Annotated in this window: 31 protein-coding genes and 1 pseudogene; 10 read left to right on the forward strand and 22 right to left on the reverse strand. The window is 66.9% G+C overall.

Annotation, left to right across the window (positions count from 1 at the left end):
• Nucleotides 1-2: 2 nt before the first annotated feature.
• The 4 genes from ACWEH3_RS02295 to ACWEH3_RS02310 all read right to left on the reverse strand — a co-directional run bounded on the left by ACWEH3_RS02295 (nucleotide 3) and on the right by ACWEH3_RS02310 (nucleotide 2,993).
• Nucleotides 3-1,031, reverse strand: a complete 1,029-nt coding sequence (locus ACWEH3_RS02295) for a HEAT repeat domain-containing protein (protein WP_450019315.1) — start codon at nucleotides 1,029-1,031, stop codon at nucleotides 3-5.
• On the reverse strand, nucleotides 1,025-1,711 hold the full coding sequence (locus ACWEH3_RS02300) for a HEAT repeat domain-containing protein (protein ID WP_450019317.1): 687 nt from the start codon (nucleotides 1,709-1,711) through the stop codon (nucleotides 1,025-1,027). Before ACWEH3_RS02300 ends, ACWEH3_RS02295 begins: the two co-directional genes overlap by 7 nt.
• A gap of 38 nt (nucleotides 1,712-1,749) precedes the next feature.
• Nucleotides 1,750-2,421, reverse strand: a complete 672-nt coding sequence (radC, locus tag ACWEH3_RS02305; RefSeq protein WP_450019319.1) for a RadC family protein — start codon at nucleotides 2,419-2,421, stop codon at nucleotides 1,750-1,752.
• A gap of 98 nt (nucleotides 2,422-2,519) precedes the next feature.
• Nucleotides 2,520-2,993: a hypothetical protein gene (locus tag ACWEH3_RS02310; protein WP_450019321.1), complete on the reverse strand. Its 474-nt coding sequence runs from the start codon at nucleotides 2,991-2,993 to the stop codon at nucleotides 2,520-2,522.
• Between the two features lie 75 nt (nucleotides 2,994-3,068).
• Here ACWEH3_RS02310 and ACWEH3_RS02315 point away from each other — a divergent pair, with 75 nt between their 5' ends.
• On the forward strand, nucleotides 3,069-3,653 hold the full coding sequence (locus ACWEH3_RS02315; RefSeq protein ID WP_450019323.1) for a helix-turn-helix domain-containing protein: 585 nt from the start codon (nucleotides 3,069-3,071) through the stop codon (nucleotides 3,651-3,653).
• Between the two features lie 136 nt (nucleotides 3,654-3,789).
• On the forward strand, nucleotides 3,790-4,095 hold the full coding sequence (locus ACWEH3_RS02320; RefSeq protein WP_450019325.1) for a DUF6881 domain-containing protein: 306 nt from the start codon (nucleotides 3,790-3,792) through the stop codon (nucleotides 4,093-4,095).
• Nucleotides 4,096-4,111: 16 nt separating this feature from the next.
• Here the strand turns inward: ACWEH3_RS02320 and ACWEH3_RS02325 are convergent, their stop codons facing one another.
• Nucleotides 4,112-4,309 carry a type II toxin-antitoxin system VapB family antitoxin gene (locus tag ACWEH3_RS02325; RefSeq protein WP_355079063.1) on the reverse strand — a complete coding sequence of 66 codons (198 nt, stop codon included), beginning with the start codon at nucleotides 4,307-4,309 and terminating at the stop codon, nucleotides 4,112-4,114.
• 107 nt (nucleotides 4,310-4,416) lie between these two features.
• Between ACWEH3_RS02325 and ACWEH3_RS02330 the strand changes: the two genes are divergently transcribed.
• Complete coding sequence (locus tag ACWEH3_RS02330; protein ID WP_450019327.1) at nucleotides 4,417-4,938, forward strand: DUF4396 domain-containing protein; 522 nt, start codon at nucleotides 4,417-4,419, stop codon at nucleotides 4,936-4,938.
• Nucleotides 4,939-5,066: 128 nt separating this feature from the next.
• Nucleotides 5,067-5,963 carry a phenylalanine 4-monooxygenase gene (locus tag ACWEH3_RS02335; RefSeq protein ID WP_450019329.1) on the forward strand — a complete coding sequence of 299 codons (897 nt, stop codon included), beginning with the start codon at nucleotides 5,067-5,069 and terminating at the stop codon, nucleotides 5,961-5,963.
• Nucleotides 5,964-5,979: 16 nt separating this feature from the next.
• Here ACWEH3_RS02335 and ACWEH3_RS02340 read toward each other — a convergent pair whose 3' ends face one another.
• Together ACWEH3_RS02340 and ACWEH3_RS02345 are read right to left on the reverse strand one after the other, a co-directional pair.
• Nucleotides 5,980-6,591, reverse strand: coding sequence for a TetR family transcriptional regulator (locus ACWEH3_RS02340; RefSeq protein ID WP_450019331.1), 612 nt, complete (start codon nucleotides 6,589-6,591; stop codon nucleotides 5,980-5,982).
• A complete protein-coding gene (locus ACWEH3_RS02345) occupies nucleotides 6,581-8,095 on the reverse strand; it encodes an MFS transporter (protein WP_450019333.1) in 1,515 nt (504 codons plus the stop codon). Before ACWEH3_RS02345 ends, ACWEH3_RS02340 begins: the two co-directional genes overlap by 11 nt.
• A 120-nt stretch (nucleotides 8,096-8,215) precedes the next feature.
• Here ACWEH3_RS02345 and ACWEH3_RS02350 point away from each other — a divergent pair, with 120 nt between their 5' ends.
• Complete coding sequence (locus ACWEH3_RS02350) at nucleotides 8,216-9,517, forward strand: D-alanyl-D-alanine carboxypeptidase family protein (RefSeq protein ID WP_450019335.1); 1,302 nt, start codon at nucleotides 8,216-8,218, stop codon at nucleotides 9,515-9,517.
• 4 nt (nucleotides 9,518-9,521) lie between these two features.
• Here ACWEH3_RS02350 and yhjD read toward each other — a convergent pair whose 3' ends face one another.
• From yhjD to ACWEH3_RS02365, 3 genes are all read right to left on the reverse strand, one after another.
• Complete coding sequence (gene yhjD, locus ACWEH3_RS02355; RefSeq protein WP_450019379.1) at nucleotides 9,522-10,550, reverse strand: inner membrane protein YhjD; 1,029 nt, start codon at nucleotides 10,548-10,550, stop codon at nucleotides 9,522-9,524.
• An 80-nt stretch (nucleotides 10,551-10,630) separates the two neighbouring features.
• Nucleotides 10,631-11,662: a tryptophan--tRNA ligase gene (gene trpS, locus ACWEH3_RS02360; protein WP_450019337.1), complete on the reverse strand. Its 1,032-nt coding sequence runs from the start codon at nucleotides 11,660-11,662 to the stop codon at nucleotides 10,631-10,633.
• A 21-nt stretch (nucleotides 11,663-11,683) separates the two neighbouring features.
• On the reverse strand, nucleotides 11,684-12,616 hold the full coding sequence (locus ACWEH3_RS02365; RefSeq protein ID WP_452358256.1) for an oxygenase MpaB family protein: 933 nt from the start codon (nucleotides 12,614-12,616) through the stop codon (nucleotides 11,684-11,686).
• A gap of 143 nt (nucleotides 12,617-12,759) precedes the next feature.
• On the opposite strand from ACWEH3_RS02365, the gene ACWEH3_RS02370 reads away from it, so the two are divergent.
• On the forward strand, nucleotides 12,760-13,395 hold the full coding sequence (locus tag ACWEH3_RS02370) for a TetR/AcrR family transcriptional regulator (protein ID WP_450019341.1): 636 nt from the start codon (nucleotides 12,760-12,762) through the stop codon (nucleotides 13,393-13,395).
• 9 nt (nucleotides 13,396-13,404) lie between these two features.
• Here the strand turns inward: ACWEH3_RS02370 and ACWEH3_RS02375 are convergent, their stop codons facing one another.
• The 6 genes and pseudogenes from ACWEH3_RS02375 to ACWEH3_RS02400 all read right to left on the reverse strand — a co-directional run bounded on the left by ACWEH3_RS02375 (nucleotide 13,405) and on the right by ACWEH3_RS02400 (nucleotide 15,392).
• Entirely contained in the window at nucleotides 13,405-13,899 is a 495-nt protein-coding gene (locus ACWEH3_RS02375; RefSeq protein WP_450019343.1) for a barstar family protein, read from the reverse strand.
• The gene (locus tag ACWEH3_RS02380; RefSeq protein WP_450019345.1) at nucleotides 13,899-14,393 is read right to left on the reverse strand and encodes a ribonuclease domain-containing protein; all 495 of its coding nucleotides are present in this window, start codon (nucleotides 14,391-14,393) and stop codon (nucleotides 13,899-13,901) included. Before ACWEH3_RS02380 ends, ACWEH3_RS02375 begins: the two co-directional genes overlap by 1 nt.
• Nucleotides 14,390-14,518 (reverse strand): annotated as a pseudogene (locus ACWEH3_RS02385) (exodeoxyribonuclease III); the annotation flags it as partial. The gene ACWEH3_RS02380 and the pseudogene ACWEH3_RS02385, both read right to left, overlap by 4 nt.
• Before the next feature lie 172 nt (nucleotides 14,519-14,690).
• Nucleotides 14,691-14,861, reverse strand: a complete 171-nt coding sequence (locus tag ACWEH3_RS02390; RefSeq protein WP_450019347.1) for a hypothetical protein — start codon at nucleotides 14,859-14,861, stop codon at nucleotides 14,691-14,693.
• A gap of 247 nt (nucleotides 14,862-15,108) precedes the next feature.
• Nucleotides 15,109-15,240 (reverse strand): hypothetical protein, encoded by a 132-nt coding sequence (locus ACWEH3_RS02395; RefSeq protein WP_450019349.1) that lies wholly within the window; start codon nucleotides 15,238-15,240, stop codon nucleotides 15,109-15,111.
• A complete protein-coding gene (locus ACWEH3_RS02400) occupies nucleotides 15,240-15,392 on the reverse strand; it encodes a hypothetical protein (RefSeq protein WP_450019351.1) in 153 nt (50 codons plus the stop codon). Before ACWEH3_RS02400 ends, ACWEH3_RS02395 begins: the two co-directional genes overlap by 1 nt.
• A gap of 247 nt (nucleotides 15,393-15,639) precedes the next feature.
• On the opposite strand from ACWEH3_RS02400, the gene ACWEH3_RS02405 reads away from it, so the two are divergent.
• The 3 genes from ACWEH3_RS02405 to ACWEH3_RS02415 are packed head-to-tail and all read left to right on the forward strand — an operon-like array spanning nucleotide 15,640 to nucleotide 17,346.
• Nucleotides 15,640-16,005: a hypothetical protein gene (locus ACWEH3_RS02405; RefSeq protein ID WP_450019353.1), complete on the forward strand. Its 366-nt coding sequence runs from the start codon at nucleotides 15,640-15,642 to the stop codon at nucleotides 16,003-16,005.
• Entirely contained in the window at nucleotides 15,986-16,507 is a 522-nt protein-coding gene (locus ACWEH3_RS02410) for a DUF6879 family protein (RefSeq protein ID WP_450019355.1), read from the forward strand. Before ACWEH3_RS02405 ends, ACWEH3_RS02410 begins: the two co-directional genes overlap by 20 nt.
• Complete coding sequence (locus tag ACWEH3_RS02415; protein ID WP_450019357.1) at nucleotides 16,504-17,346, forward strand: helix-turn-helix domain-containing protein; 843 nt, start codon at nucleotides 16,504-16,506, stop codon at nucleotides 17,344-17,346. The genes ACWEH3_RS02410 and ACWEH3_RS02415 overlap by 4 nt, the downstream gene beginning before the upstream one ends.
• Here the strand turns inward: ACWEH3_RS02415 and ACWEH3_RS02420 are convergent.
• Nucleotides 17,274-18,164, reverse strand: coding sequence for an exodeoxyribonuclease III (locus ACWEH3_RS02420; RefSeq protein ID WP_450019359.1), 891 nt, complete (start codon nucleotides 18,162-18,164; stop codon nucleotides 17,274-17,276). The two genes, ACWEH3_RS02415 and ACWEH3_RS02420, sit on opposite strands and share 73 nt — an antisense overlap.
• Before the next feature lie 62 nt (nucleotides 18,165-18,226).
• Here ACWEH3_RS02420 and ACWEH3_RS02425 point away from each other — a divergent pair, with 62 nt between their 5' ends.
• A complete protein-coding gene (locus ACWEH3_RS02425) occupies nucleotides 18,227-19,117 on the forward strand; it encodes an alpha/beta fold hydrolase (RefSeq protein ID WP_450019361.1) in 891 nt (296 codons plus the stop codon).
• A 404-nt stretch (nucleotides 19,118-19,521) separates the two neighbouring features.
• Here ACWEH3_RS02425 and ACWEH3_RS02430 read toward each other — a convergent pair whose 3' ends face one another.
• From ACWEH3_RS02430 to ACWEH3_RS02450, 5 genes are all read right to left on the reverse strand, one after another.
• Nucleotides 19,522-20,772 (reverse strand): acyl-CoA dehydrogenase family protein, encoded by a 1,251-nt coding sequence (locus tag ACWEH3_RS02430; RefSeq protein WP_450019363.1) that lies wholly within the window; start codon nucleotides 20,770-20,772, stop codon nucleotides 19,522-19,524.
• A gap of 26 nt (nucleotides 20,773-20,798) precedes the next feature.
• A complete protein-coding gene (locus tag ACWEH3_RS02435; RefSeq protein ID WP_450019365.1) occupies nucleotides 20,799-21,674 on the reverse strand; it encodes an SDR family oxidoreductase in 876 nt (291 codons plus the stop codon).
• Between the two features lie 75 nt (nucleotides 21,675-21,749).
• On the reverse strand, nucleotides 21,750-22,625 hold the full coding sequence (locus tag ACWEH3_RS02440) for a MaoC/PaaZ C-terminal domain-containing protein (protein WP_450019367.1): 876 nt from the start codon (nucleotides 22,623-22,625) through the stop codon (nucleotides 21,750-21,752).
• A 220-nt stretch (nucleotides 22,626-22,845) separates the two neighbouring features.
• Complete coding sequence (locus ACWEH3_RS02445; RefSeq protein ID WP_450019369.1) at nucleotides 22,846-23,283, reverse strand: type II toxin-antitoxin system Rv0910 family toxin; 438 nt, start codon at nucleotides 23,281-23,283, stop codon at nucleotides 22,846-22,848.
• Between the two features lie 32 nt (nucleotides 23,284-23,315).
• Complete coding sequence (locus ACWEH3_RS02450) at nucleotides 23,316-24,533, reverse strand: lipid-transfer protein (RefSeq protein ID WP_450019371.1); 1,218 nt, start codon at nucleotides 24,531-24,533, stop codon at nucleotides 23,316-23,318.
• Between the last annotated feature and the right edge of the window lie 325 nt (nucleotides 24,534-24,858).

Consider the following 24,858-nt stretch of genomic DNA (forward strand, 5'->3'; position numbering starts at 1 on the left):
GGTCAGGGTTGCCCCGGCTCCTCGCCCGGTCGTTCTACGAGCGTTTCCACGAGGGCCGAGGCTATCGCCGCCACGGCGCGATCCTCATCGCAGGACAGTTGCCGCAGGGTATCCAGCGCGATGGTCCCCGGCATTTCAGCGAGCGCCTGGGTCAGCCGGATTCGCACCGCCGAGTCCGTCGCATATGCGGTGAGCTGTTCGACCAGCGCACCTATGATCCGATCCGCCCACTCCGCGTCCTGCGCCAGCGTTCCCAAGAGTTCGGCCGCCTCGACGTCGTTCGGGCCTTCGACCACCGTGCCGACAAGCGCGGGCACGGCCCGGGTCACGCCGCGCTCACCCACGGCGAGAGCAGCGTGTCTGCGGACCGTCGTGTCCGGGTCCTCGAGCGCGTCCGTGAGCACCGCGGTCGCCTCGTCGCCCGGCAGCTCGGCGAGCGCGAGGACCGCGCGCCGCCGGACGTCGACGTCCTCGGAGCCCAGGCCGGATGCCACGCTCGCCACCCCGTCACCGCCGGCCCGTGCCAGCGCCCACCGCAAAGCCCCGGCCACATACGGATCGGATTCGGTGAGCACCGCCTCGGCCAGCAGTTCGGCCGGCACCGCTACGTCCTCGGCCGGCGCCAGGACGGCCTGCTGCCGCCGGGCGGGGCTCTGCGAACCGAGTCCGTGCAGCAGTTCGATGATGCGCAGGACGTCTTGCCAGCCGGAGGGCTCGGCAGAATCGACCGTACGAAGCCGCTCCAGGAGTTCTCGCTCCCGGTCCAGTCGTTCTCCGGTCTTCCGAATGAGGTCTCCGACCAGCACGGACGGGGTGAATGCGGCATCGTCGAGAGCGCGTCCGATCTGGCTCAGTGACAGCCCAAGGGAGCGCAGGCCCTCGACGTGGAAGATCCGCCGAATGTCCTCCGGCGAGTATTCCCGGTAACCGCCCACGGTACGGCCGGTCGGTCGGACCAGCCCGAGTGAGTCGTAGTGCCTGAGCATGCGGGCGCTCACTCCCGAGCGGCGCGCCACCTCACCGATCAGCACGCAGTCGTCTCCTCCCGATCCGGGCCGAGTGCGACGACCCGCCGTGCCTCGTCGACGGCGAGGTCGAATCCGGCGTCCGGGTCGCGCAGGAGCCGTTCCGTGGCGCGCGCATGCGCCCGCACCGTTGGATCGGGATCAGCCATCGCTGTCCGGAGGACCGGCTCGACCACCTCCCCGAGCGCGACCAGAGCGCGGCTCAAGCTCAACCGTACCTCCCGGTCTCCCCGGCCGAATTGCCTGGCCAGCTCCGCGCCCAGCCATTCAGTCGCTTCGTGGGGCACGAGAACGACGGCAGCACGCCAGGCACTTCGCGCGACTTCATCGTCGGCATCGTGGAGCAACGAGCGCGTGATCGCCGGCCACGCGCTCGGATCCCCGATCTTGGACAGCGTGTGCAACGCCTGACTCCTGGCCTGCGCACGCTCGGAACGCACCTCCGTGAGCAGTCTCGGCACCGTGAGCTCCGCCGGGAGCCGAGTCAGCGCCCACGTCAGCATGTCCCGCACGAAGAAGTCCGGCTCGATCGCGGACCGCTCTACCAGGGCCTCGATGAAACCGGGTTCGGGATGCGTGCCTACCGCCAGCGCCGCCTGCAGTCGCGTCGACGAATTCGCGGCCGCCAATGCGTCGAGCAGCCGGGTGTGCTGTGTATTGCTGTGTGTCGAATTGATGGGGACCACCTCCGACAGCCAGTGAAGGCCTTCACACAGTGAGAAGGTCAAGCCAGTCTCGGTGCGCTCGTCCACCTCTCCCCCGCGATGACCACGTGGTCGAGGAAACGCAGGCCTACGGTGTGGGCGGCTTCGGTGAGGAGGGTGGTGGTGTGGCGGTCGTCGCGGCTGGGGGTGGGGTCGCCGGAAGGGTGGTTGTGCACGATGGCGAAGGCGCGGCCGTCGTGGCGCAGGACGGTGTTCAGGATTTCCCGGACGGGGACAGCGACCTGGTCGACAGCGCCTTCGGCGACGAAGACCTTCTGGCGGAGGCGATTCTGGGCGTCGCAGATCAGGACGAGAAGACGCTCCACCCGGGCGCCCGCGAACAGCGGGAGGGCGGCGGCGGCCACGTCGGCGGGGCTGGTGAACCGGATCGACGTGTCCGGCCTGCCACGTGCTCGTGCGCCGAGGTGGAAGGCGGCGATGATCGCGGCGGCCTTCGCCACGCCGATGCCCGCCCGGCGCGACAACTCCTCCGGACGCGCGGAGGCCAGCCCGGCGAGCCCGCCGTGCTCGACCAGCAACTCCACGGCCAGGTCCAGCGCGCTCGCACCGCGCCTGCCCTGGCGTAGCAGCAGAGCCAGCAACTCCGCATCGCTCAGCGCGTGCGGCCCGAGCGCCAGCAACCGCTCGCGCGGCCGCTGCGTTACCGGCACATCGATCAGAGAGACCGCCATGACTCCCCCACCCCTCGGTCACGCCAACTATGCCCGGCATTCTGCCAGGGGGTACCGACAGTCGCGCAGGTCCACAACACCACGGCTCGGATGCATCGTTATCGGCGGCGGCGTTGACCGCTGCTTCGGACCGGCGCTTCGTCGAACGCCGGCCCATTGCCACCGAGAGCGATTCGCGAACAGGCTGCTATCAGGGCGGTCTCGGCGACGGCGCACAGTACCGCCACGGCGAATTGCCCGCCGGGTTCGGCGGTGACCAGGTCGAACCACATGTCCACCACGGCGATCCCGGCCACGGCGGCGGCACTGAGCCTGGCTCGCGAATCGTTGCGGCGCAGCAGGAGACAGGTCGCGCCACAGCCCGCCGCGAGCAGCAGGTCAAGGCCCACCCATGCGGTCGACCAGTTCCGTACCTGCGCGGTGGCCGGGAGAGTGGCAGCGAGTATCCCGGCCCAGGGGAGCAGCGCGAACCCCGAGGCCGCGAGCATGCCGCGAGCCCTTCGGTAACTGTCGCGGGCATGTCGGTCGGTCGGTTCCCCGGCGCGTCGCGGGTGCGGTGCGGTCGTGATCATGCACTCCACAGTAGGATCGCAAATGAATCTCTGCAAACAAATTTTTGCAAAGAATCCTTTGTTAGGGTGGGTGACATGGCCGATCAGACTCCTAGGGAGACGCACAGCGCCGACGAGATGACCAGCGCCGAACGCACCGCGCTGTATCGCACCCTGGCCCATCCGCTGCGCAGCCAGATCCTCGACTACCTGGGCGGGCACGGCGAGGCGAATTCGGCCGCCCTGGCCGAGGCGCTGCGTGAGAGCACCGGCACCACCAGCTATCACCTGCGCAAACTCGCCGAAATCGGGTTGATCGAGGAGATCGCGGAGCGCTCCACCGGCCGCGAACGATGGTGGCGTACAGTGCCGTTCAGCCACACGACACCGGACCCGGCCACCATGGAACCGGCCGAGCGCGCCGCGGTAGCCCACCTCGCCGCGCTCAAGTCCGGTCGCGATATCGACCTATACCTGCGCGCCACCAAGGAGTGGACCGGCCCGGCCGGGTGGGCCCAGGTGCACCGCAGCAATACATACCTGACCCATGAGCAGTGGATGGAGTTCATCGCCGAGTACGGCGCGCTGGTAGCGCGCTACTCGACCCAGCGAACCGATGCGACCGAAGGCGCGCGCCACATGCTGATCCGCTTCTTCGCCGCACCCGCCGAGTCGGAGTAGTCCGTCCCCGAAGAACGCGCCGTGGAGGCGGACGTCCAGCCGAGATGTCCCGACGCGGCACCGCCTGCCGAGTTCCAGCCCATATGCTGGCTGGTGTGCGGTTCGGTAGCCGAGTCGGTCGCAAGCTGGGGAGCTGATGGCGATGTGGTACCTGAAGGCGCAATGGCACCACGATTTCGAGGACGAGCCGGTCGAGTTGCTCAGCGAGATCGGCGACGATGGTTTCGAGGTGCGCAAGGTCGAGGTGTTCCGCGACGGGCACCGCGACTGGGCCGATTCGGGCCGTGGCACCGGCACGACCGAACTCGGGCAGATCCCGGTTCCGACGCCGGACGAACTGAGTGCGCACACCGAGTTCACCGCGCTTCGAATCGACGCCGAGGAGTTCGACGAGGTCTGGCAGCGCGCTCTCGAGGAGCGGCGGCCCACTTCTCCCAGATAAACCGGTTCGAGAAGGCCTAGCGGTCCACCACCGCGACGTCCGGTAGCCCGACGAACATCTTCGCGGCGAGCCGCTGCAGATTGTGCAGCTGGCGCTCGTGCACGACGATCCGGCGCAAGGCCTCGTTGACGGTGGCGTCACTGGTCGACGTGCCCATGATGGCGGCGGCCGCGGCGAGCAGGTCCTGGTCGAGATCGATCCGCACGGATTTCATGCGCCCTCCTTCATACTTTCGCCATCTTGCGGCATAACGCCCGCTCATGTCCGGCAAATCGCGAACTCGAACTTGCGCATATACCCTACGGGGGTATAGTTCCAGTCATGGAACACAGGCACCACCCGTCGGGCGAACACGTCTCCCACGCCGCACACGCCGGACAGCGCAGCGCGCACCACGGCCCCGCTACCTGGCGGATGGCGGCGATGGCGACCCTGCACTGCCTCACCGGCTGCGCCATCGGCGAAATCCTCGGCATGGTGGTCGGCACCGCGCTGGGCTGGAACAACACCTCGACGATGGTGCTGGCCATCGTGCTGGCGTTCGTGTTCGGCTATGCGTTGACCATGCGCGGCGTGCTGCGCGCGGGCCTGCCGTTGGCGGCTGCCGTCGGCACCGCGCTTGCCGCCGACACGGTGTCCATCACGGTGATGGAAATCGTGGACAACGCCGTGATCCTCGCCGTCCCCGGCGCGATGGACGCCCACCTGGACACGGTGTTGTTCTGGATCACCCTCGCCTTCGCCTTGGCGGTGGCCTTCGTGCTGACCACGCCGGTCAACAAGTGGATGATCGGACGCGGTAAAGGCCACGCGGTGGTGCATTCGTTGCACGGCGCGCACTGATCAGCACGCCGTCCGATCCCCGCCTTCGGTTGTCAGGACGGCCCGGGGAAAGCCCGTTCAGCTAGGCAGATTGCTCAGCTGAACGGGCTTTTGTTGTCGGCGGGTGCCTGCGGTGCTTGCATCGAGTCATGTTCAGCGAGGCGCAGTTGTACTCGCCGGTGACCCGCACCGGCGACGGCGACGTGACCGTGCACCTGAGCGATGAGCACCCCGGTGTGCACGATCCGGAATATCGGGCCCGGCGCAATGCCATCGCCGCGCTGGCACTGGACCACGCACCGGGAAAGCCGCTACCCCATATCGCCTACACCGACGAGGAGCAGCAGGTGTGGCGGATCGTGTCGGCCGAACTCGCGCGCAAACATCGCACCTATGCCAGCGCGGAGGTGCTGACGGCCGCCGAAGCGCTGTCGTTGCCCACCGATCACATCCCGCAATTGGACGAGGTGTCCGCGGCGCTCGCCCCGCTGACCGGATTCCGGTACGCACCGGCCGCCGGACTGGTGCCGCTGCGACAGTTCTTCGGCTCCTTCGCCGATCGGATCTTCCACTCCACGCAGTACATCCGGCATCATTCCGCACCGTTGTACACCCCGGAGCCGGATGCCATCCACGAGATCATCGGGCATGCCACCCAGATCGCCAGCCCGCGCTTCGCGGCGATCTACGCGACCGTCGGCGCGGCGGTGGCGCGCCTGAGCACCGATCGCGCGTTGAAATTCCTTGCCGACGTCTTCTGGTTCTCGATGGAATTCGGCGTCGTCCGGGAGCGCGGCGAGGTTCGGTGCTACGGCGCGGGCCTGCTGTCGTCCTACGGCGAGATCGAGGAGTACCGGCACGCCGAACTACGCCCGCTCGACATCGCCCGGATGGGTACCGCGACCTACGACATCACCCACTATCAGCCGACTCTCTACTGCGCGGACTCGATCGCCGAGATCGAGGACGTGATCGGCGGCTTCTTCGCGACCATGGACGACGACACGCCCGACCGTTTGCGGCAGGCCAGTCCCGCGAGCGCGTAACAGTACGGCCGGTACTTCAGCACTCGCGCTTCGGCACGAGCGGCATGCCCGCGTCCAGAAAATCCAATGTGCGGGTGAGGTTCTCCACGTTCAACGGCGTCATCGTCGCCATGCCCAGAGCCGCGCCCGCCATCGCGCCCGCCGCCACCCGCACCTCGAAGTCGTCGGCGGCCCGGCCGAGATGATCGGCCAGCAGGCCCGCGATGAGATCGATGCTGCGGATGATCTCCAAGCCGATGGCCGACCGCAGCTCCGGCACGTGATAGAGCAGCGCCTGCCGCTCCTGCTCGAACGCCAGCTCGGCGTCGGACAGATTGCCGAAGACCTCGAGCATCGCGTCGCGGAAGGCCGCCATCGGCCCGATGTCGCGCGGCTGACGCCGCAACGCCTCGATCATCGGCGGATCGAGGTCGTCGGCGAGCACCAGCTGTTCCTTGGTCGGGAAGTAGCGGAAGAAGGTGCTGGGCGAGACGTCGGCGGCAGCGGCGATCTGTTCGATCGTCGTCTCGTTGTAACCCTGCTCGCGGAACAGCCGGAAAGCCTCGAGGCGAATCGTCCGGCGGGTCCGTTCCTTCTTCCGCTCGCGCAGACCCTGCGCCGTCCCGCCCGCGGGTAGCTCAACCGACATGGATCGATTCTGCCGCACCCGGCTCCGGCGCCCGTGCGGGTTGCCGCGTGCGCACCAAGGTCGCCGTGAGTACCGCCGCCAGCACGCATAGCGCGGCGCAGGCCCACAGCATCGCGCCCATGCCGCCGAGGAAGGCCACCTGCACCTGGTGCAGCATCGACGGATCGCCGAGCTTGCCCGCCGTGGCGACGCCCGCGTTCACGCCGTCGGAGATCGGTTCGCGGTTCAGCTCGCCCAGCTCCGACCGGTACCGGGTGGACAGCACGGTGCCGAGCATCGCGACGCCGATGGTGCCGCCCGCCTGGCGCAGCGCCTGCAACAGCGCGGAGCCGGACCCGGAGCGCTCGGCATCCAGATCACCCATCGCCATGCCCATGGCCGCGGGCATCACCAGCCCCATACCGGCGCCGAGCAACGTCAACCACAGTGCGGCGAAGCCGTAACCGCTGTCCACGGTGGTCAACGCCCCCAGGGCCAGCGAGCCGGCCAGCAGCGCGAATCCGGCGGCCACCACCACGCGCACGCCCAGTTTCGGCAGCACTTTGTCGACCAGCCTGCTGCCGACCAGCAAACCGGCGATCAACGGAAGCAATCGCAGGCCGCTGCCGAGCGCGTCCACGCCGAGCACCGCTTGGAAGTACTGCGGAACGGTGAAGAACATGCCGAACATGGCGAAGTTCACCACGATCGAGAAGGCCGTCCCCCAACGGAACCCGTCGGCGGCGAAGAGCCCGAGATCGACCAACGGATGCGTGGTCCTGCGCTGCCAGAGCAGGAACGCGCCGAGCAGCAGCACACCGGCCGCGATGATCGCCCAGGCCGGGCCGTCGCCCCAGCCTTTCTCGCCGATCCGGATGAAGCCGTAGGTGAGCCCGAGCATGCCCGCGGCGGACAGCGCGACGCCGGGCAGATCGATCCGGAAGCGCTGGGCGCTGCGCGATTCGGGCACCAATGCGGCGACGGCGCACGCACCGATCACGACCATCGGCACGTTGATCAGGAACACCGAACCCCACCAGAAGTTCCGCAGCAACCAACCTCCCACGATCGGGCCCAACGGTAGGCCGATCGCGGTGGAGGTGATCCAGATGGTGAGCGCCCGCTGGAGCTCGGCCGGTTCGGGGAACATCGCGGGCAGCACCGACATCGACAGCGGCATCATCGCCGCGGCCGCGATGCCGAGCACGACGCGCGCCGCGACGAGTTCGCCGGGCGAGGTAGCCACGGCGCACGCGATGGACGCCACACCGAACAGCACCAGCGCGGCGAGCAGGAACTTCTTGCGGCCGTAGCGATCGCCGAGCGCGCCCGCGGGCAGCATCACGGCGGCCAGCGCCAGCGTGTAGGCGCTGCTGAACCATTGCAGCGCGGCGGTATTCGCATTCAGGTCGACGGCGAGCGTGGGCAGCGCCACGGTCAGCACGGTGACATCGAGCCCGATCGTCAGCATCGCCACGGCCAGCGCGCCGAGGGCGAACCAGCGACGGGACGAGTCGTTCCTCATGACGCCTCCAGAGATGGTAGCTACATCTTTTTGATAGTAGCTCTCACTTAGTAGATACTGTCAATATCGGCGCGGGGATGGACTGCCCGATCACCGGACCGCTCGCTAGGCTCATCGGCGATGAAGATCACTCGCCGTGCCTTGCTCTGCGCAGGCGCCGTCCTCGCCGTCGCCGCGATCGGAGCGACGGCCGCGCCGTCTCTTGCGGCACCGAGCACCACCACCCCGTTCACCACCCCGAACACCGACGGGTGCCCGCAGAAGACATCGCCGCCCGCACCGATCGACACCTCCGAAGTGCCCGCGCCCGGACAGCCGACTCCTACGCCTTTGTCGATCCCTTCCCCGCCGATCGGGGGAACCCGCCTCGGCGAGTGCGGAGTCGTACTTCCCAAAGCCGCGCCGCCCGCTCCACAGGACATTTCGGCGACGGCCTGGCTGGTGGCGGATCTGGATACCGGAGAGGTTCTGGCCGCGAAGGACCCGCACGGTCGCTACCGGCCCGCGAGCACGATCAAGGTGCTGCTGGCCACGCTGGCGCTGCGCACGCTGAATCTCGACAAGGTGGTCGTCGGCACGCAGGCCGACGCCGACGCCGACGGCACCCGGGTCGGCATCGGCCCCGGCGGCCGTTACACCAACCGGCAGCTCATGCAGGCGTTGATCATGGCTTCGGGCAACGACGCGGCGCATGCCATCGCGGCGCAGCTCGGCGGCGACGCCGCGACCGTCGCGAAGATGAACGACCTGGCGAAGTCGTTGCGCGCCATGGATACTCGCACGGCCACTCCGTCCGGGCTGGACGGCCCCGGCATGAGCACCTCGGCCTACGACCTCGCCGTGCTGTTCCGCGAGGCCATGACCGTCCCGCTGTTCGCCGAGCTGATCCACACCGAGCAGGTCGACTTCCCCGGCTACCCCGCCGACCCGGCCGTTCCGGGCGACACCGACCGCCCCGGCTACCCGATCGGCAACGACAACCAGCTGCTCTACAACTACGACGGCGCCCTCGGCGGCAAGACCGGCTTCACCGATGACGCGCGCCAGACCTTCGTCGCCGCCGCCCAGCGGGGCGGCCGCAGGCTCGCGGTCACTCTCCTCAAGGCCGACGTGCAGCCGGTGCGCCCGTGGGAGCAGGCCGCCCGCCTGCTCGACTACGGATTCGCGCTGCCCCGCGGCGCCTCGATCGGCAATCTGCCCGGCGCGGTGGTACCCCAGCGCGACCAGAGCGGAGCCACCCTCGCCGCGCCGCCCACATCGGGAAACGACCCGGCGGTGTCCTCGTCGCCGGGCAGCGACCCCTCCGCCATGCCACACACCGGAGATCGCCGCACGGGCGCGCGAACCGTCCTGATCATCGGCGGTGTCCTCGTGATCGCCGCGCTCGTCCTAGGGGCACGGCGGGCCACCCGGCGACGCTGATCGATCACCGCCGGTCCGACCTGCGCAATCCGGAAAGAGTCAGGGCGGCAAGCGCACCCGCGCCGAAGAAGGCGGCGCCCACCCCCATCGAGACGTCACGCGCACCGACCCGCGGCGCGATCACGGCCGGCCCGGGGGCGGGAATCTCGGCTTCCGGCTCGTTCTCCGCGGCGGTGGCGGCCCAGGCCGTGGCGAACAGGATGATGCGGTAGGTGACGTAACTGAACACCATCAGACCGATGATCGAGCCGAAGGTGGCGCCCGCCGGACTGCTGAGCACCGATTGCAGGTAGATCGAGGCGACGATCTTGAACACCTCGAAGACCAGCGCGGCCAGACCGGCCGCCTTGGCGGCACTGGCCAGCGTTACCGGTTCCCGGGGCAACCGCGCGATGACCCAGGCGAACACCGCCCAGGAGGCGAGGAACCCGAGCGCGATCGACAACAGCGACAACAGCAGGTCCGCGCCCGGCAAATCGCCCAGGCCCAGATTGTCCAGCAGTTGACTGCCGAGCGAACTCGACGCCAAGGCCGACAACCCCAGCGAGACCGCGAACGCGAGGCCGAGACCGACCAGCGCACCCAGATCGGAGAGCTTGGTCATCAGCCAGTTGCCGTCCGGAGACTTCTGGTCCCATTGCTCGGTGAGCGCGGCGCGCAGGTTGGCCATCCAGCCGAGGCCGCTGTAGACGCCGGTGATCAGGCCCAGCGCGCCGACCGTGCGCCGGGAGTCGACCGCCTGATCGATCAAATCGTTCAGCTGGGTGCCGAACGAGCCGGGAATGTTCTCGACAATCTTGGCCTGCAACTCCCCGAGCAGATCCGGATGGCTGGACAAGATCACGCCCGCGACCGCGAAAGCGATCATGAGCAGCGGAAACAACGACAGCACAGTGAAATACGTGATGCCCGCCGCGTAGTAGTCGCCCCGCTGCCGCTGATAGCGTCCCGCCGCGCGAACCAGATGGTCCAGCCACGGCTGCGCCTGGATCCGGCGTTGGATCCCGGCTTTGACGTTGTCGATCACCTGCACCATTCGCCCCTTCGACCGAGAGACCTCGCACCGGTGATACCCGGTCGGGCGAACGGCAACCGCCCAGACCAGCGGCCCGCCTAGCGACTCAGCAAGCCGACCCGGTCGTAGACCTGTGCGAGGGTGTTGCCTGCGATCTCTCGCGCACGCTCGGCGCCGGCCGCGAGTATGCGGTCGAGTTCACCCTGATCCGACATGTACTCTCGCACCTTGGCCTGCAACGGCGTGACAAATTCGACCAGCGCGTCGGCCACGTCGGCTTTCAGCTCGCCGTAACCCTTACCCTCGAAATCCTTTTCCAAGGTGACGATCGGCGCACCGGTCAGCGAACTCAGGATCACCAGCAGGTTGCTGACGCCCGGCTTGAGCTCCGGGTCATAGCGGATCTCGCGTTCGGTGTCGGTGACCGCGGATTTCACCTTCTTCGCGGTGACCTTCGGGTCGTCGAGCAGGTTGATCAGACCCGCGTCGGTGGAGGCCGACTTGCTCATCTTCGAGGTCGGGTCCTGCAGGTCGTAGATCTTCGCCGTGCCCTTGACGATGTGCGCCTCCGGCACCACGAACGTCTTCTTGAACCGAGTGTTGAAGCGCTGGGCCAGGTTACGCGTCAGTTCCAAGTGCTGACGCTGGTCCTCACCGACGGGCACCTGATGGGCGCGGTAGAGCAGGATGTCCGCGGCCATCAGGATCGGGTAGGTGAACAGGCCGACGGTCGCGTTCTCCGCGCCCTGCTTCACCGACTTGTCCTTGAACTGGGTCATCCGGCTGGCCTCGCCGAAACCGGTGAGACAGCTGAGCACCCAGGTCAGCTCGGCGTGCTCGGGTACCTGGCTCTGCACGAACAGGGTCGACTTCTTCGGGTCGATGCCCAGCGCGAGCAGCTGAGCGGCGGCGGCCTTGGTGCGGAGCTTCAGCTCCTTGGGGTCCTGCGGCACCGTGATCGCGTGCATGTTCGGGATGAAATACAGCGCGTCGTAGTCGTCCTGCATGGTCACCCAGTACTGCAGCGCGCCAAGGTAGTTGCCTAGATGGAACGAGGAGCTGGTCGGCTGGATCCCGGACAGAACCCGCTGTTTGCGTTCGGCGGCCGGGCTGGGCGCAGGACTCGACATACTCCGATTTTCGCATGCGGCTCAAGCCGAATTTCGCTGCACCCAGTTGCGCGGGTCCACCCCGGGCATGCTCGGCCGTCCGCCGCTGACCAGTTCGTGTTCCCGCTTGGACAGCATCTTGTAGACCGGCGCGCTCGGCCCGGCGAGCGTGCCACGCAGCACCGGGGGCACCAGCGGAACCGACACGTGCGCGGTGCGGACCGCTCGGGACAGTCCCTGGTAGGCGACCTCCTCCGCCACACCCCAGCGCATCCCGTACATCCGGCGGATGCGTGTCGGCAGGCTACCCTGCACCAGCAGGTAGAACGCAGAGGTGACCTGCTGCAACGGCACACCCTGCGAGTAGGGGACGCGCTGTCCGGCCAGGTAGGAGCCGACCAGCCGCGCCTCGTCGGTGAGGAACAGTTCGTCGGAGGCGAGGTAGCCGTCGAAGAAGGCGCGAAACGCCGGATAGCTGGCGGGCGCCGCGTCCGCGGGCATGCCGAACAGCTCGCCCCAGCGCACGTAGTCCTGGTAGAGCCCTTCGCGCTCACCGTCGGTCATGGTGCGCACCAGCAGGTCGTACATCACCTCGGCCGAGTCGAACGTGAAGGCCATGGTCATGAACATGAGGTGCGGGTCGAGCGCGGAGTATCCCGTCCCCGCCGGGTGCTGGTCGCCGGCGTCCTCCGGCAGCGTCCCACGTACCTTGACGTGCCGTTTCCTGGTGAACGCCAGCGCGCGGTCGGCCTCGGCTCTGCTACCGAGGAACACCGCCTCGAACAGGCGGCCGGTCAGCGCCAGCCGGGTGTAGGGGGTCATGCGGTGCTCGGTGTTTTCCGCCGTGCCGACAAAGAGCAGCGGGTGCACCGCCCCGATCACCAGCGCGCGCAAGCCGTAGGTCAGTCCCACCGCCCGCTTGCTCATCACCCGCCGGACCATCGAGTGGTCACTGAAATAGCCGGGCTCGGACATCGCCGCCTCCTCATCGAGCACATCTGGCAATAGCATCCACCAGAACCGACCTTTCTGGCAATACTCCATGCCAGAATGCTGCGCGCGGGTCGATCGGGCGACAACCAAGCTTCGGTGTGCAGCGGACCTGTAAGAATCGAAGGGTGACGGCGCAGCGGACTTACGGGGGCATCTCCGCCGAGGAGCGCCGGGCGCAGCGGCGTGCGGCGTTGCTGGAGGCCGCGCTGGAGATCATCGGCACGGAGGGGCTGGGCAAACTGACCGTGTCGGGGTTGTGCGCGCGGGCGGGTCTCAACGAGCGGTACTACTACGAGAACTTCGACAGCCGCGACGCCGTGCTCACCGCCCTGATCGACGGGATCGCCGCGGAACTGGCGGTGGCCATCCTCGCGGCCGTGCGCACCGCCGCGCCGGACACGCGCGCGACCGCGCACGCCGCGATCACCGCGGGCGTGCACCTGCTCACCGATGACCCTCGCAAGGCGAAAGCCGCCCTCATCGCGGGCATGGCGACGCCGGAACTGCGCGCCCGCACCACCGAGACGGTGCGAGCGTTCGCCCGGATGGTGGCCACCGAGGGCACGGACTTCTACCGGATCCCGGATTCCGGCTCGGCCGCGGTGGTCGACTTCCGGGCTCTCTACCTGGTCGGGGGGCTGGTGCAGACGCTGACCGCCTGGCTCCAAGGCGACCTGGATCTCACGCGCGACGAATTGATCGAGCAGACAGTCGACGTGTTCGTCCTGCTCGGCGAGGACATGGCCGGCAAACTGCGGTAACAGCCCTGGTCACAGCCGCAGGGACACGTCCTGCAGATCGGGCGCGTCGCCTTGCAGGACGACCCGGAAGAGCACGTCCCGCCGCGACCAGTAGGCCGCGCAATCACGCATGGCCTCGGCGAACCAGTCACGCTCGACGGGCTCGTCGGCGAGCAATCCGGCCGAGTCGCGCACCACGGCAACGTATCCGGCCCCTTCGCCGACGAAATCGTCCAGATCACGCAGGCACTCGTCGAACGCGTCCTTGTTCTCCCCGAAGTAGTACGGAAACTGGAACGCGGCGGCGAACTCGTCGAACAGGCGCGCGGTGGTGGGCATCTTCGCGCCGCGCAGTTCACGCACCAGGTAGCCCGTGGGCGCTTTGTCCCGCACCCCGCTGAATTCGGCGGCGTCCACCGCGAGTGTGCCGAACGTGACACGCGGCGGGGCGAGTGCGGCGCTGGACGGCGCGTCGGCGGCGTCGGAGCGGGCAAGGAACTGCGACAGCGTGACGGTCTTTGTCATCAGCGCATCCTCATGAAGGTCTTGTAGTGGTCGCCGGTGTACCAGGCCGAACCGTCGCTACCGGTGACGATGCGTTCGGCGTCGCGGGATCGGCCGGACTGCTTGGGATTGACGTCCCATTCCTGATAGGTGATCGGCTTACCGGAGCCGTCGGCGGCGGGCAGGTTCCCGCCGCGGTTCTGCCATCGCTCGCCCCCTTTGGTGCCGGGGGCGTTCGCCGAGGCGGGCCACCGGCCGGCGTCGATCTCCCGCAGCGTGACGTACGCGCGCTCCGGGACACCGGACGCCTGATCGACCGGCGACGCGCTGTCCGCACCGCGTGGCGCGGCGGCGGTCGGGGTGACCGCGCTCGTCGCGACGGTGGTCGCGCGACTCGCCGGGGTAGATGTGGTGGTAGCGCCACCGTCGTACAGCGCTAGCACCGCGGCGAGCACCACCAGGGCCACCGCGACCAGCAGGCCGACACCGCGCTTGATCGGGCGCGCCCGGTTCATCGGTACTGCACCGTGACTGGCGCGTGGCCCGGCCAGCGCTGATCGTAGGTGGCGGCGCGCCCCACCACCGCGTCCTCGGCTCGGGTGGCCGGACCGCGTCGGGCGAGCTGATGGTCGACGCGCCATCGGATCGACTCGGTGAGCAGACGCAGATAAGGAACCGAAATGTAGACCCCGTTACGCGCCTTGCCGGTAGCGCGGCTATCCGTCATGACTGACGAATGTACGTCACCTGCCCGGCAGCTAGAGCACGGACGCAACACCGTCCAAGCTCGTGGAGGAACTGAAGTAAGGACATCACTCGTCCGGCGTGTACTCGGCGTACTGCCCCGACCTGGGGAAGGTGACTACCGCCAACTCTTTCTGCAACTGATCACGGACCACCACCGAAAGCTCTCGAGGCAGCTTTCCGGGAAACTCCGGCGGGTTATCAGGATCCATCGGGTACTCGCTCGGTTCGGGTGTCACGACTCTGGCTCCTTCAGAATCGGGCAGTGCTGAGTTCGATGTCAGTCCGGACTTGAATCGCTCTAGAAGATCGGGCATTGGAGGTTCCCACTCGTCGAAGCTGGAGAGAAGAAAAAGTACCAATCTCGTACCGGGATCACGTTCTGAAAGATTTTCGGCGTGTACTCGGCGTACCGCCCCGACGACTTGGGAGAAATAGGCGGGATCTCGTACCGGGATCACGTTCCGGAAGATCCTCGCCAGTCATCTAGATATCGCCTCCGCGTTCGATCCGTTCGCGGATCGCGTCTACGGTCCGTTCCTTCGGAATCCGTTCCGGCCAGAACACCACAGCGAAGAACGCGACCAGAGGGACAGCGAACGCCACGAACAACCCCATCACGCGGGCTCCGTCTCGTCGTCCACCGAACCGAGTTGTTCCGCTTCACCAGGGCCGAACGCCCGAGCGTCGTTACTCGACTGCCGGGGGTGGTGGAACTCGACATACACGCCCGGCTCTGCGTCGTCGGTGTCGTTCCACCGTTCGAACACACCACCAGGGAACGGGTAAAGCTCTGTGCGCCTGCGTGGTTGGTCTCCGTCCGCGGTCATTTCAACCCCCTGTAGTAGGCCAGTGGTAGGCACCCCGTGACCGGTTCGCGGCACATGTCACGGGGGCCAGTTCGGACGCTAAGGACCGGAAGCCAACGATGTCCATACTCATGCTCGAACATGCTCAGATTCACATATTGGCTCGCAGAACGGTTGCGTTTGCGGCATTGTCGAGGGTGTTCGAAGCATGAACGCGCATCATCCGATCGGAGGCCCAACCATGCGGTTACAGTTTCTCGGCAAAGGCGGCACCGAAGGCGGAGGCTGCCCGAGCCTCTACGCCACTGACAGAGGTACTTACGCAGTGCAGGGATGGAAGACGAATAATGTTGGGACAGTGGAGATTCCCCATCTACTGACCGGATACGCCGAGCCGGACACGTTCATAGGTGCCACCATGACGGATACCGGCCGAGGGACGTTCATCCTGTCGGGTTCACCGATCACGGACCTAGAGGCATTGGGACAGATGGACATCTACCCCAACGAAACGGCTATCGAGGTGGCCAAACTGGAAAGGACTTTCTACGGCAATGCTGCTAGCGCAGGGTGAGGCATTCAACGATCTGTTCCGACAGGCCAAGCGCGAAGCGTTCCACCTCGAAGTTCGGGACGACTACTACCCACCGGACTACCCGCCACTCGTCCGATTCTTACGTAATGAGCCCGAAGACTACGCATGGTTTCAGCCGTGGCTGAACCAGGTCAGGGAAACGACCGGCCGAGGCGTGGCAGTCAACCGGGCACGGGTGGTCACCGTGCCACACAACGACTACACCCGGTATGCAAAGCACGTTGCTCGGCTCAATGTAGAGGCGGGCGAAGATGTGCGCTACCTGCCGCGTCACCTGATCAACCCTGCCGAATTGACGGTAGACGACTGGTGGATATTCGATGATTCGGTTGTAGCATTCACCATATTCGAACCCGGCGAAAATGGTAAATGGCTCGGTGGCGCTGTAACCACCGATCCGCGAATAGTCGAGTACATCGTCACAGTCAAACAACGGGTGTGGTCCATGGCCACCCCGTTGGCTGAATACAGTGAGTCGTGACGAGTTCACTGAATCAGGCCAAAGAAGCTCTCGGGGCACGGCTCCGGGAGCTTCGCCTAGATGCAGGTATCAGCGGCACCGAGCTTGCCCGCCGTGCTGGATGGCATCAAACCAAGGTATCGAAAATCGAGTACGGCAAGACCAAGCCCACTGACGACGATATACATGTCTGGTGTGCCCATACGGGCAATGAAAATCAAGTACCTGATCTGATAGCTACCCTGCGCAATATCGAGGCTGCATGGCTTGAATGGAGGCGCGTATTAGGCACCGGCACCAAGCGGCGGCAACAAGCTGCTATCAAGCTGGAATCCGAAACCGAGGTCATGCGGGTCTATCACCCGTTCTTGGTACCGGGCTTACTTCAGACAGCGGAATACGCCGAGGGTGTGCTACGCAGCGTTGTCGAATTTCAGCAGGTGCCGAACGATATTGACGAAGGTGTATCCAAGCGGATGGAGCGGCAACAAGTTTTGTATCGCCGTGACCACCGCTTCCATTTTGTGGTAGCTGAGCAAGCCCTACGTACCACCGTCGGCAATGATCAGACCATGATCGGACAGCTAGACCGACTCCTGGCTGTAATCGGTATGCCCAGAGTCGTTCTCGGGATTGTTCCGACTGATGCGCCGTACCGAGTATCAATGACGAACTTCTCGATCTTCGACAAAAACAGGGTCATGGTCGAGACCGTGACGGCGGAGCTTACGGTCACCCAGCCACGGGAGATTGCCCAATACGGCCGGGCATTCGACGTGCTGGCCGGTCAGTCCGTGACCGGCGAAGCAGCACGGGAGCTGATCCGCAAGGCGCTGGACGACCGTACGCCCCGACCGTGACCATGTAGGGGGTATTCGCTGGTCAGCGGTGCGGGAACCTTCTCCGCGAACTCCACCGTGACCGGGGCATGGTCGGACCAACGCTCGGCGTACGTCGCCGCACGCTCCACCCGTGCCGACACCGCGCGGGATGCGATGCCCTCTCTCGCGTAAACCGCGTCGATGCGCCAGCCGCTGTCGTTGTCGAAGGCGCGGCCCCGGTAGGACCACCAGCTGTACGGACCGTCGACCTCGGGATGCAGGTGGCGCACCACGTCGACGTATCCGGCGGCCAGCAGCTCACCGATCCACGCCCGCTCCCGCGGCAGGAACCCGGCCGACTTCAGATTGCCCTTCCAGTTCTTCAGATCACGCTCGGTGTGGGCGATGTTCCAGTCCCCGGCGACCACGAAATCACCGGTTCGCGCGGCGAGGTGGGCGCCGAGTTCGGCCATGAAGCGATACTTCTCGTCTTGACGCACCGTGCCCGCCTCACCGCTGTGCACGTAGACGCTGGCCACGGTGACATCGTCGAAATCGGCCTCGAGATAGCGGCCCGCCGCCGCGAACTCACCGCTGCCGAAGCCGACTCGCACGGCGCTGGGCGCCCGCCGGGACAGGATGCCGACACCGGCGCGGCCCTTGGACTCCGGTTCGGCGTGCGACAGCTGCCATCCCGCGTCCAGCGCGGGCGCCAGCGCGGCCCGGACCTGCTCGTCGGTGGCGCGAGTCTCCTGCACGCAGACGATGTCCGCCTCGGTGGCCGCGAGCCAGGCGAGCAGCCCCTTGCCCGCGGCCGCGCGGACACCGTTCACGTTCACTGTCGAGATATACGGCACACCACGACCGTACAATGCTGGTCAGATGAAGTCCCTTGGACACTGCCGTCCAGGAAGGGGTGATGACGATGTCGTCCGACACCTCCCAGTCCTCCTCCGCCCCCGCGCGCGGATCCACCCGGGCGAAACAGCCCCAGCCGATCAAGGCATTGCACGTGGGATCCGGCGATCCCCTGCTGTTGCTGCACGGATTCATGATGTCGCCGCACTGCTGGGAGCAGACGGCGGCGCGGCTGTCGACGCACTGCGAGGTGTTCGCGCCCGCGTTCGCGGGCCACTGGGGCGGCGCGCCCACCGGAGGCCCGTCGGTGGACGTGCACTCGCTGGCCGACCGGATCTGCGAGCAGCTCGATGAACTGGGTTGGCGCACTTGCCATATCGCGGGCAACTCGCTCGGCGGACTGGTCGGCGTCGAACTCGCCCGCCGCGGACGTGCCCGCACCCTGACGCTGATCGCGCCCGCGGGCGGCTGGCACGCGCCCTCGCTGACCCAATGGCGGGTCAACCTGAAATTCCTCTCCCTGATACCGCTCGTCGAAATCGGCAAGCGCATGGGCGGATTCGTGATCGGCAACCCACTCGCCCAGCGGGTCGCATTGCTCGCGCTGAGCAAACATGCCTCCGCGGTGTCCCGGCGCGACGCCGCGGCCGCGCTCGCCGCAGCGCTGCACTGCCCGGCGATGGTTCCGATGATTCTCGGCGCGATGCGGGCGCCGGCACAGGACGACCTGTCCACCCTGCGGACGCCGGTCCGGCTGCTGCTGTCGGAGTACGACCGGGTCATCCCCAACCGCGTCTACGCGCGGCGCTACCTGAAGGAACTGCCCGAATCCGCCGACCGCATCCTGGTCAACGGCGTCGGTCACGTGCCGATGCTGGAAGCGCCCGACCGCATCGCCACCCTCATCGCCGAACACGTCTACGCCAGCCGCACCCGGCTACGCGCTGTGTGATTCGGCCGCGACTTCGTCGCGGCGTGTGCTGTGTTGATCTTTCCAGCGCCTGCGGCGCTGGGTGTTCGCGGCCCTCCTATGGCTCGCGAACGGAACAGGCTCTGTCTCGCTTCGCTCGAAAGACGTAGTTATGGTGCGCTGAGCACGTCGGCTTTCGAGTTCAGGACCAAGTGCACGCGGCCTCCCGAGTGCCCGTTCCGACACGCCCGAACGCGGCGACGGTGGGCGATGATGACCGCTCTATGGCCAGCCGGCCACTGATGCAGTGGACAAACCGGGCACGAGCCGGATCGTCAACCGGCTGGGCTCGGTCTCCCCGCCCACGACCGGTGGTCGGGCCGACTTGGTTGCGCGCGGCCGTAGCTCACCGCGCAGTGCGTACGGCGAGCCAGCTGATTCGAAAACTACTGCGCGAGCAACCCTTTCGCGATGTGGGTCACCTGGATCTCGTTGCTGCCCGCGTAGATCATCAGTGACTTGGCGTCGCGGGCGAGTTGCTCCACGCGGTACTCGGTCATGTAGCCGTTGCCGCCGAACAGCTGCACCGCTTCCATGGCCACCTCGGTGGCGGCCTCGGAGGCGTACAGCTTCATCGCGGAGGCCTCGGCCAAGGTCGGGGGTTTGCCCGCCCGGCCCCGCTCCAACGTGTTGAACACCATGTTCTGCACGTTGATCCGCGCGATCTCCATCTTCGCCAGTTTCAGCTGGACCAGCTGGAACCGTCCGATCTCCTGACCCCAGAGCTTGCGGTTCTTGGCGTATTCCACGCACAGCCGATGACACTCGTTGATGATGCCCAGCGCCATGAAGGCCACGCCGACGCGCTCGGCGGTGAAGCTGGACCGGGCGCTCTCCCTGCCGTCGCCGCCGGTGTGTTCTTCGGTTTCGCCGAGCAGGCGGTCCCGGCCCAGGCGCACGTTGTCGAAGAACAGCTCACCGGTCGGTGAGGAGTGCAGGCCCATCTTCTTGAACGGCTTGCCCTGGGTGAGGCCGGGCATGCCCTTGTCCAGCACGAAGGCGAGCACCTTGCGGTCGCGCTTGTCGCCGCCCGCGCCGTCGTCGAGCTTCGCGTAGACGATCATCACGTCGGCGAAGGGGCCGTTGGTGATGAACGTCTTCTGGCCGTTGAGCAGGTAGTCCTCGCCGTCGCGCTTGACGTAGGTCTTCATGCCGCCGAACGCGTCGGAACCGGAGTCCGGTTCGGTGATCGCCCAGGAGGCGACCTTCCGCATGGTGACGATGTCCTCCAGCCAGCGCTGCTTCTGCGCCAGCGTGCCCCGCGACATGATCGTGGTCGCGCCCAGGCCGATGCTCACGCCCATCGCCGAGACCAGGCCCATGCACACTCCGGACAGCTCGCCGATGAGCACCGCCATCAGCGATTCCTGTCCGGCGAACGGGCTGGAGCCGGATGACTTCGGCTTCCGTTCCGCTTCGGCGGGAGCGCTCTCCCGCGCCGCCTGCTTGGCCAGCATCTTCTGCACGGCCTCGCCGCCCATCACGTCGATCCCGAACTCGCGAAACAACTTCCGGATCACGGGGTACGGCGGCAGTTCACCGCTGTCGAGCGCGTCCAGATTCGGGCGGATCTCCTTGTCGATGAACGCCCGGACGGCATCGCGGATCATGACATCGGTCTCGGACCATTCGAACATCGTCGTTCTCCTCACATTCCCCGAGGTCAGGGCAGCCGAGCGGCGATGTCGTCGATCAGCCAGGGCCCCTCGGTCTCGATGGTCTTCACATCGTGCCAACCGGCCAGCTCGGAGATCGCGCCGCCCTGCACCGCGAACACCTTGCCGGTGATCGGGCAGTCTGCGGCGGCCAGGTAGGCGACCAGCGGCGCGATATTGGCCGGGGCGAAGGCGTCGAACCCGCCCTCCGACTCCTCCGCCTCGGCCGCCAGCATTTCGCCCATGCCGGGCGTGGCCAGGGTGAGCCGGGTGCGCGCGATCGGCGCGATCGCGTTGACCCGCACGCCGTAGCGCGCCAGTTCGTCGGCGGCCACCAGGGTCAGCGCGGCGATCCCGGCCTTGGCCGCGCCGTAATTGGCCTGTCCCGGGTTGGGCAAGGTGGTGCCCGACGCCGATGCCGTGTTGATCACGGCCGCGTTCGGCTGGTTGCCCGCCTTGGACTGCTGCTTCCAGTATGCGGCGGCATGGTGCAGCACCGCGGCGTGGCCTTTGAGGTGCACGGCGATCACCGCGTCCCATTGCGACTCGTCCAAGCCCGCGATAAACGCGTCACGCAGGATGCCCGCGTTGTTGACGACGACGTCCAGGCCGCCGAACTCTCTGACCGCCTGCTCGACCAGTTTCTGCGCACCGTCCCAGGTGGCGACGTCGTCGGTGTTGGCCACCGCCTTCCCGCCCGCGGCGACGATCTCGCGCACCACCTCTTGGGCGGGACCGGCATCGGTCCCCTCGCCCGCGTTGCTGCCGCCGAGATCGTTGACGACCACGGCGGCGCCCTCCTTCGCGAACAACAATGCGTGCTCGCGGCCGATGCCGCGACCCGCGCCGGTGATGACGGCGACCCGCCCGGCCAGTACGCCCATGTGTTGTCTCCTGTAGTCGTGCCGAATCCGGCGAAGGGGAAAGAGCGCGGCGGACACCGTGCCGCCGCGCGATGGTCAGTCGGCGATCTCGGCCAGTCCGTCGCTGAGCACGACATCGTCGCCGCGCACGGTCTCGAAGGCGTAGCGGGTGACGCCGTCGGCGGAGCCCGCCTTCCAGATGCGGGTCTCCAGATCGTCGCCGGGAAAGACCAGCTTGGCGAAGCGCACCGCGAAGCGCCTGAGCCGGTGCACATCCGACTCCGCGACCTCGGTCAGCACCGCCCAGGACGCGAACGCCATGGTGCACAGCCCGTGCGCGATGATGCCGGGCAGTCCGGCGTCCTTGGCGACCTGCTCGTCCAGGTGCAGCGGCACGGGATCGCCGGACGCCGGTGCGTAGCGGAAGGTCTGGTCGTGGTCCACGTGCTGCGCCACGACGGCGACCGGGTCCTGCTCGCGCAGCCGTTCGTCGAACTTGTGCGCCGGAGCGGCCGCGCCCACCGTCTTGCCCGCATCGATGTTGCGGAAGAAAGCGGTCAGGTATTGGTCGTTGACCGGTTCTCCCGCCTCGGTACGGCATTCGATGCGAATGGTGATGGTCGTGCCGTTGGGGCGGCTGGTGTAGCCGATCGCCTTGGCGCGCGACACCAGCCGGTCGCCGGGGCGGATCGCGCGGTGGAAGTGGAAGTCCTGCTCCCCGTGCACGACCCGGCCGAAGATGTCCATCGGCGCGACGTCGATGACGGGCATCATCATGGCCTCGAAGACCGGGACGATGGCGAAGACCGGTCCGGCCACCGTACCGGCCAGGTGCGCGGCGATCGGATCGTTCGTCGCGGCGGCGTACTCGGCGACCCGCTCGGCGGTGACCGCGAAACGGTCCTCGCCGGACCACGTCTCCAAGCCGCTGTCGTCGAACTCGACTGTGCGAGCGCTGGTTTCGGCGCTCATGCCGCATCCTTTCCGGCACGAGCGTGGCCCTGCGTGGTCACGCTCCGCTGCCGCCTCCGGGCCTGACCGCTCATGCCGTGTCCGATTCCGGCACGAGCGGGGCCCTGCGTGGTCACGCTCCGCTGCCGCCTCCGGGCCTGACCGCTCATGCCATGTCCGATTCCGGCACGAGCGGGGCCCTGCGTGGTCACGCTCCGCTGCCGCCTCCGGGCCTGACCGCTCATGCCGCCGAGGCCAACGTGTCGAGTTGGTCGAGCGAACGGTCGAGCTGTTTGATGCCGTCCTTCTCCACCGCTTTGCCGAGCGCGCCCTTGATCAACGCGCCCTCGAAGTCACCCGACACCAGGATGGTGCTGCCCTCGCCGTTGGGCCGGATGTCGAAGGTGAACTCGGTCCGCACGCCGGCCATGCCGGTGCCGCCGAGTGTCAGCTTGTTCGGCGCGTCCACCGAGACGATGGTCCATTCCAGTTTGTTCTCCATGCCGAGCATCACGATCTTGGCTACCAGCTTGGCGCCCGCGCTGAGCACGGCGGGCGGCTCCTCCATGAAGCGTTCGTGGATGGTGAACCACTTGTCCCAGGTCTGCGGGTCGGAGACGACCGCCCACAGGGCTTCGGGGGCGGCGTTGACGTCCTTGGTGGCTTCGATATGTCCCATGTGTCGTACTCCTCGTCGAGTCGGTCGGCGGTTCAGCGGTCGGCGCGCTGGTAGGCGGTGACGACGGCCGCGCCGCCGAGGCCGATGTTGTGTTGCAGGGCGGCGGTGACGCCGTCCACCTGCCGCTTGTCCGCCGCTCCGCGCAGCTGCCAGGTCAACTCGGAGCACTGCGCGAGACCGGTCGCGCCGAGCGGGTGCCCTTTCGAGATCAACCCGCCGGAGGGATTGACCACCCATTTGCCTCCGTAGGTGGTCTTGCCGTCGTCGATCAGCTGCCCCGCCTCGCCCTCGCCGCACAGGCCGAGCGCCTCGTAGAGCAGCAGTTCGTTGGCCGAGAAGCAGTCGTGCAGCTCGATGACCTGGAAGTCCTCCGGGCCCAGCCCGGACTGCTGATAGACCTTCCTCGCGGCCTGCACGTTCATGTCGTAGCCGATCAGGTTCTTGGCGGTGTCGTCGAAAGTCGAGGCGAAGTCGGTGGTCATCGCCTGGCCGACGATCTCCACCGCTTGCCCGGCGAGATCGTGGGCGTCGACGAAGTGCTCGCTCGCGAGGATCACCGCGCCGGACCCGTCGGAAGTCGGCGAGCACTGCAGTTTGGTCAGCGGGTCGTAGATCATCCGCGAGGCGAGGATGTCTTCGAGGGTGTATTCGTCCTGGAACTGCGAATACGGGTTGTTCACCGAGTGCTTGTGGTTCTTGTGGCCGATCTTGGCGAAGTGCTCGGCGGTGGTGCCGTACTGCTTCATGTGCTCGCGCCCGGCCGCGCCGAACATCCACGGCGCCACGGGGAACAGCACCTCGGAGATCTCGGCCAGCGCCATGATGTGCTTGGCCATCGGCTGCTCGCGATCGTCCCAGGTCGAGCCCAGCGAACCGGGTTGCATCTTCTCGAAGCCCAGCGCCAGCGTGCATTCGGCCAACCCGCCCCGGATCGCCTGGGCCGCGAGATACAGCGCCGTCGAACCGGTGGAGCAGTTGTTGTTCACGTTGACCACCGGGATGCCGGTCATGCCGAGTTCGTAGACGGCACGCTGGCCCGAGGTGGATTCGCCGTACACATAGCCGACGTAGGCCTGTTCCACCAGGTCGTAGGTGATGCCCGCGTCCGCGAGCGCCTTGGTGCCCGATTCCCTGGCCATGTCCGGGTAGTCCCAGGCGCGAGTAGTGCCGTCGGCTTCCTCGACCAGGCGGCGGCCCGGCTTCTCGAACTTCGTCATGCCGACACCGACGACGTAGACCTTGTTCGCCATCGAACTCCCCAGATTGTGCGTACGCCGCGAGCGGCCGAACGAGTGAAAACAAACATACAAGGTTGTATGTAAGTCAACAAGAGGTCCGTGTGGAAGCAGGACCACGACCCCGGTAACCAGCCGATTGCATCTCACTTGCTACATACAGTGAGACATGCATGTTTTCGTAGAACCACCTGCGGATGCGCGCGCTCGGCCGCAGTCGGATGCCGTCCGCCCCGGCAGCCTCGATATCGCCCATGTCCCCACCGAAACGGCGGAACATACAGCACTGTATGTAAGTGTAGGATCGGACGGTGGCCAGGAGCGTAGTCGTGAAGCAGCA

The sequence above is a fragment of the Nocardia sp. NPDC004718 genome (genome assembly GCF_053601535.1).

Excerpts from the sequence above, each read along its gene's own strand:
- radC (WP_450019319.1), bottom strand. The coding sequence starts at position 2,421 with ATGGCGGTCTCTCTGATCGATGTGCCGGTAACGCAGCGGCCGCGCGAG.
- ACWEH3_RS02310 (WP_450019321.1), bottom strand. The coding sequence starts at position 2,993 with ATGATCACGACCGCACCGCACCCGCGACGCGCCGGGGAACCGACCGAC.
- ACWEH3_RS02315 (WP_450019323.1), top strand. The coding sequence starts at position 3,069 with ATGGCCGATCAGACTCCTAGGGAGACGCACAGCGCCGACGAGATGACC.
- ACWEH3_RS02320 (WP_450019325.1), top strand. The coding sequence starts at position 3,790 with ATGGCGATGTGGTACCTGAAGGCGCAATGGCACCACGATTTCGAGGAC.
- ACWEH3_RS02325 (WP_355079063.1), bottom strand. The coding sequence starts at position 4,309 with ATGAAATCCGTGCGGATCGATCTCGACCAGGACCTGCTCGCCGCGGCC.
- ACWEH3_RS02330 (WP_450019327.1), top strand. The coding sequence starts at position 4,417 with ATGGAACACAGGCACCACCCGTCGGGCGAACACGTCTCCCACGCCGCA.
- ACWEH3_RS02335 (WP_450019329.1), top strand. The coding sequence starts at position 5,067 with ATGTTCAGCGAGGCGCAGTTGTACTCGCCGGTGACCCGCACCGGCGAC.
- ACWEH3_RS02340 (WP_450019331.1), bottom strand. The coding sequence starts at position 6,591 with ATGTCGGTTGAGCTACCCGCGGGCGGGACGGCGCAGGGTCTGCGCGAG.
- ACWEH3_RS02345 (WP_450019333.1), bottom strand. The coding sequence starts at position 8,095 with ATGAGGAACGACTCGTCCCGTCGCTGGTTCGCCCTCGGCGCGCTGGCC.
- ACWEH3_RS02350 (WP_450019335.1), top strand. The coding sequence starts at position 8,216 with ATGAAGATCACTCGCCGTGCCTTGCTCTGCGCAGGCGCCGTCCTCGCC.
- trpS (WP_450019337.1), bottom strand. The coding sequence starts at position 11,662 with ATGTCGAGTCCTGCGCCCAGCCCGGCCGCCGAACGCAAACAGCGGGTT.
- ACWEH3_RS02365 (WP_452358256.1), bottom strand. The coding sequence starts at position 12,616 with ATGTCCGAGCCCGGCTATTTCAGTGACCACTCGATGGTCCGGCGGGTG.
- ACWEH3_RS02375 (WP_450019343.1), bottom strand. The coding sequence starts at position 13,899 with ATGACAAAGACCGTCACGCTGTCGCAGTTCCTTGCCCGCTCCGACGCC.
- ACWEH3_RS02380 (WP_450019345.1), bottom strand. The coding sequence starts at position 14,393 with ATGAACCGGGCGCGCCCGATCAAGCGCGGTGTCGGCCTGCTGGTCGCG.
- ACWEH3_RS02395 (WP_450019349.1), bottom strand. The coding sequence starts at position 15,240 with ATGGGGTTGTTCGTGGCGTTCGCTGTCCCTCTGGTCGCGTTCTTCGCT.
- ACWEH3_RS02405 (WP_450019353.1), top strand. The coding sequence starts at position 15,640 with ATGAACGCGCATCATCCGATCGGAGGCCCAACCATGCGGTTACAGTTT.
- ACWEH3_RS02410 (WP_450019355.1), top strand. The coding sequence starts at position 15,986 with ATGCTGCTAGCGCAGGGTGAGGCATTCAACGATCTGTTCCGACAGGCC.
- ACWEH3_RS02425 (WP_450019361.1), top strand. The coding sequence starts at position 18,227 with ATGACGATGTCGTCCGACACCTCCCAGTCCTCCTCCGCCCCCGCGCGC.
- ACWEH3_RS02430 (WP_450019363.1), bottom strand. The coding sequence starts at position 20,772 with ATGTTCGAATGGTCCGAGACCGATGTCATGATCCGCGATGCCGTCCGG.
- ACWEH3_RS02435 (WP_450019365.1), bottom strand. The coding sequence starts at position 21,674 with ATGGGCGTACTGGCCGGGCGGGTCGCCGTCATCACCGGCGCGGGTCGC.
- ACWEH3_RS02440 (WP_450019367.1), bottom strand. The coding sequence starts at position 22,625 with ATGAGCGCCGAAACCAGCGCTCGCACAGTCGAGTTCGACGACAGCGGC.
- ACWEH3_RS02445 (WP_450019369.1), bottom strand. The coding sequence starts at position 23,283 with ATGGGACATATCGAAGCCACCAAGGACGTCAACGCCGCCCCCGAAGCC.
- ACWEH3_RS02450 (WP_450019371.1), bottom strand. The coding sequence starts at position 24,533 with ATGGCGAACAAGGTCTACGTCGTCGGTGTCGGCATGACGAAGTTCGAG.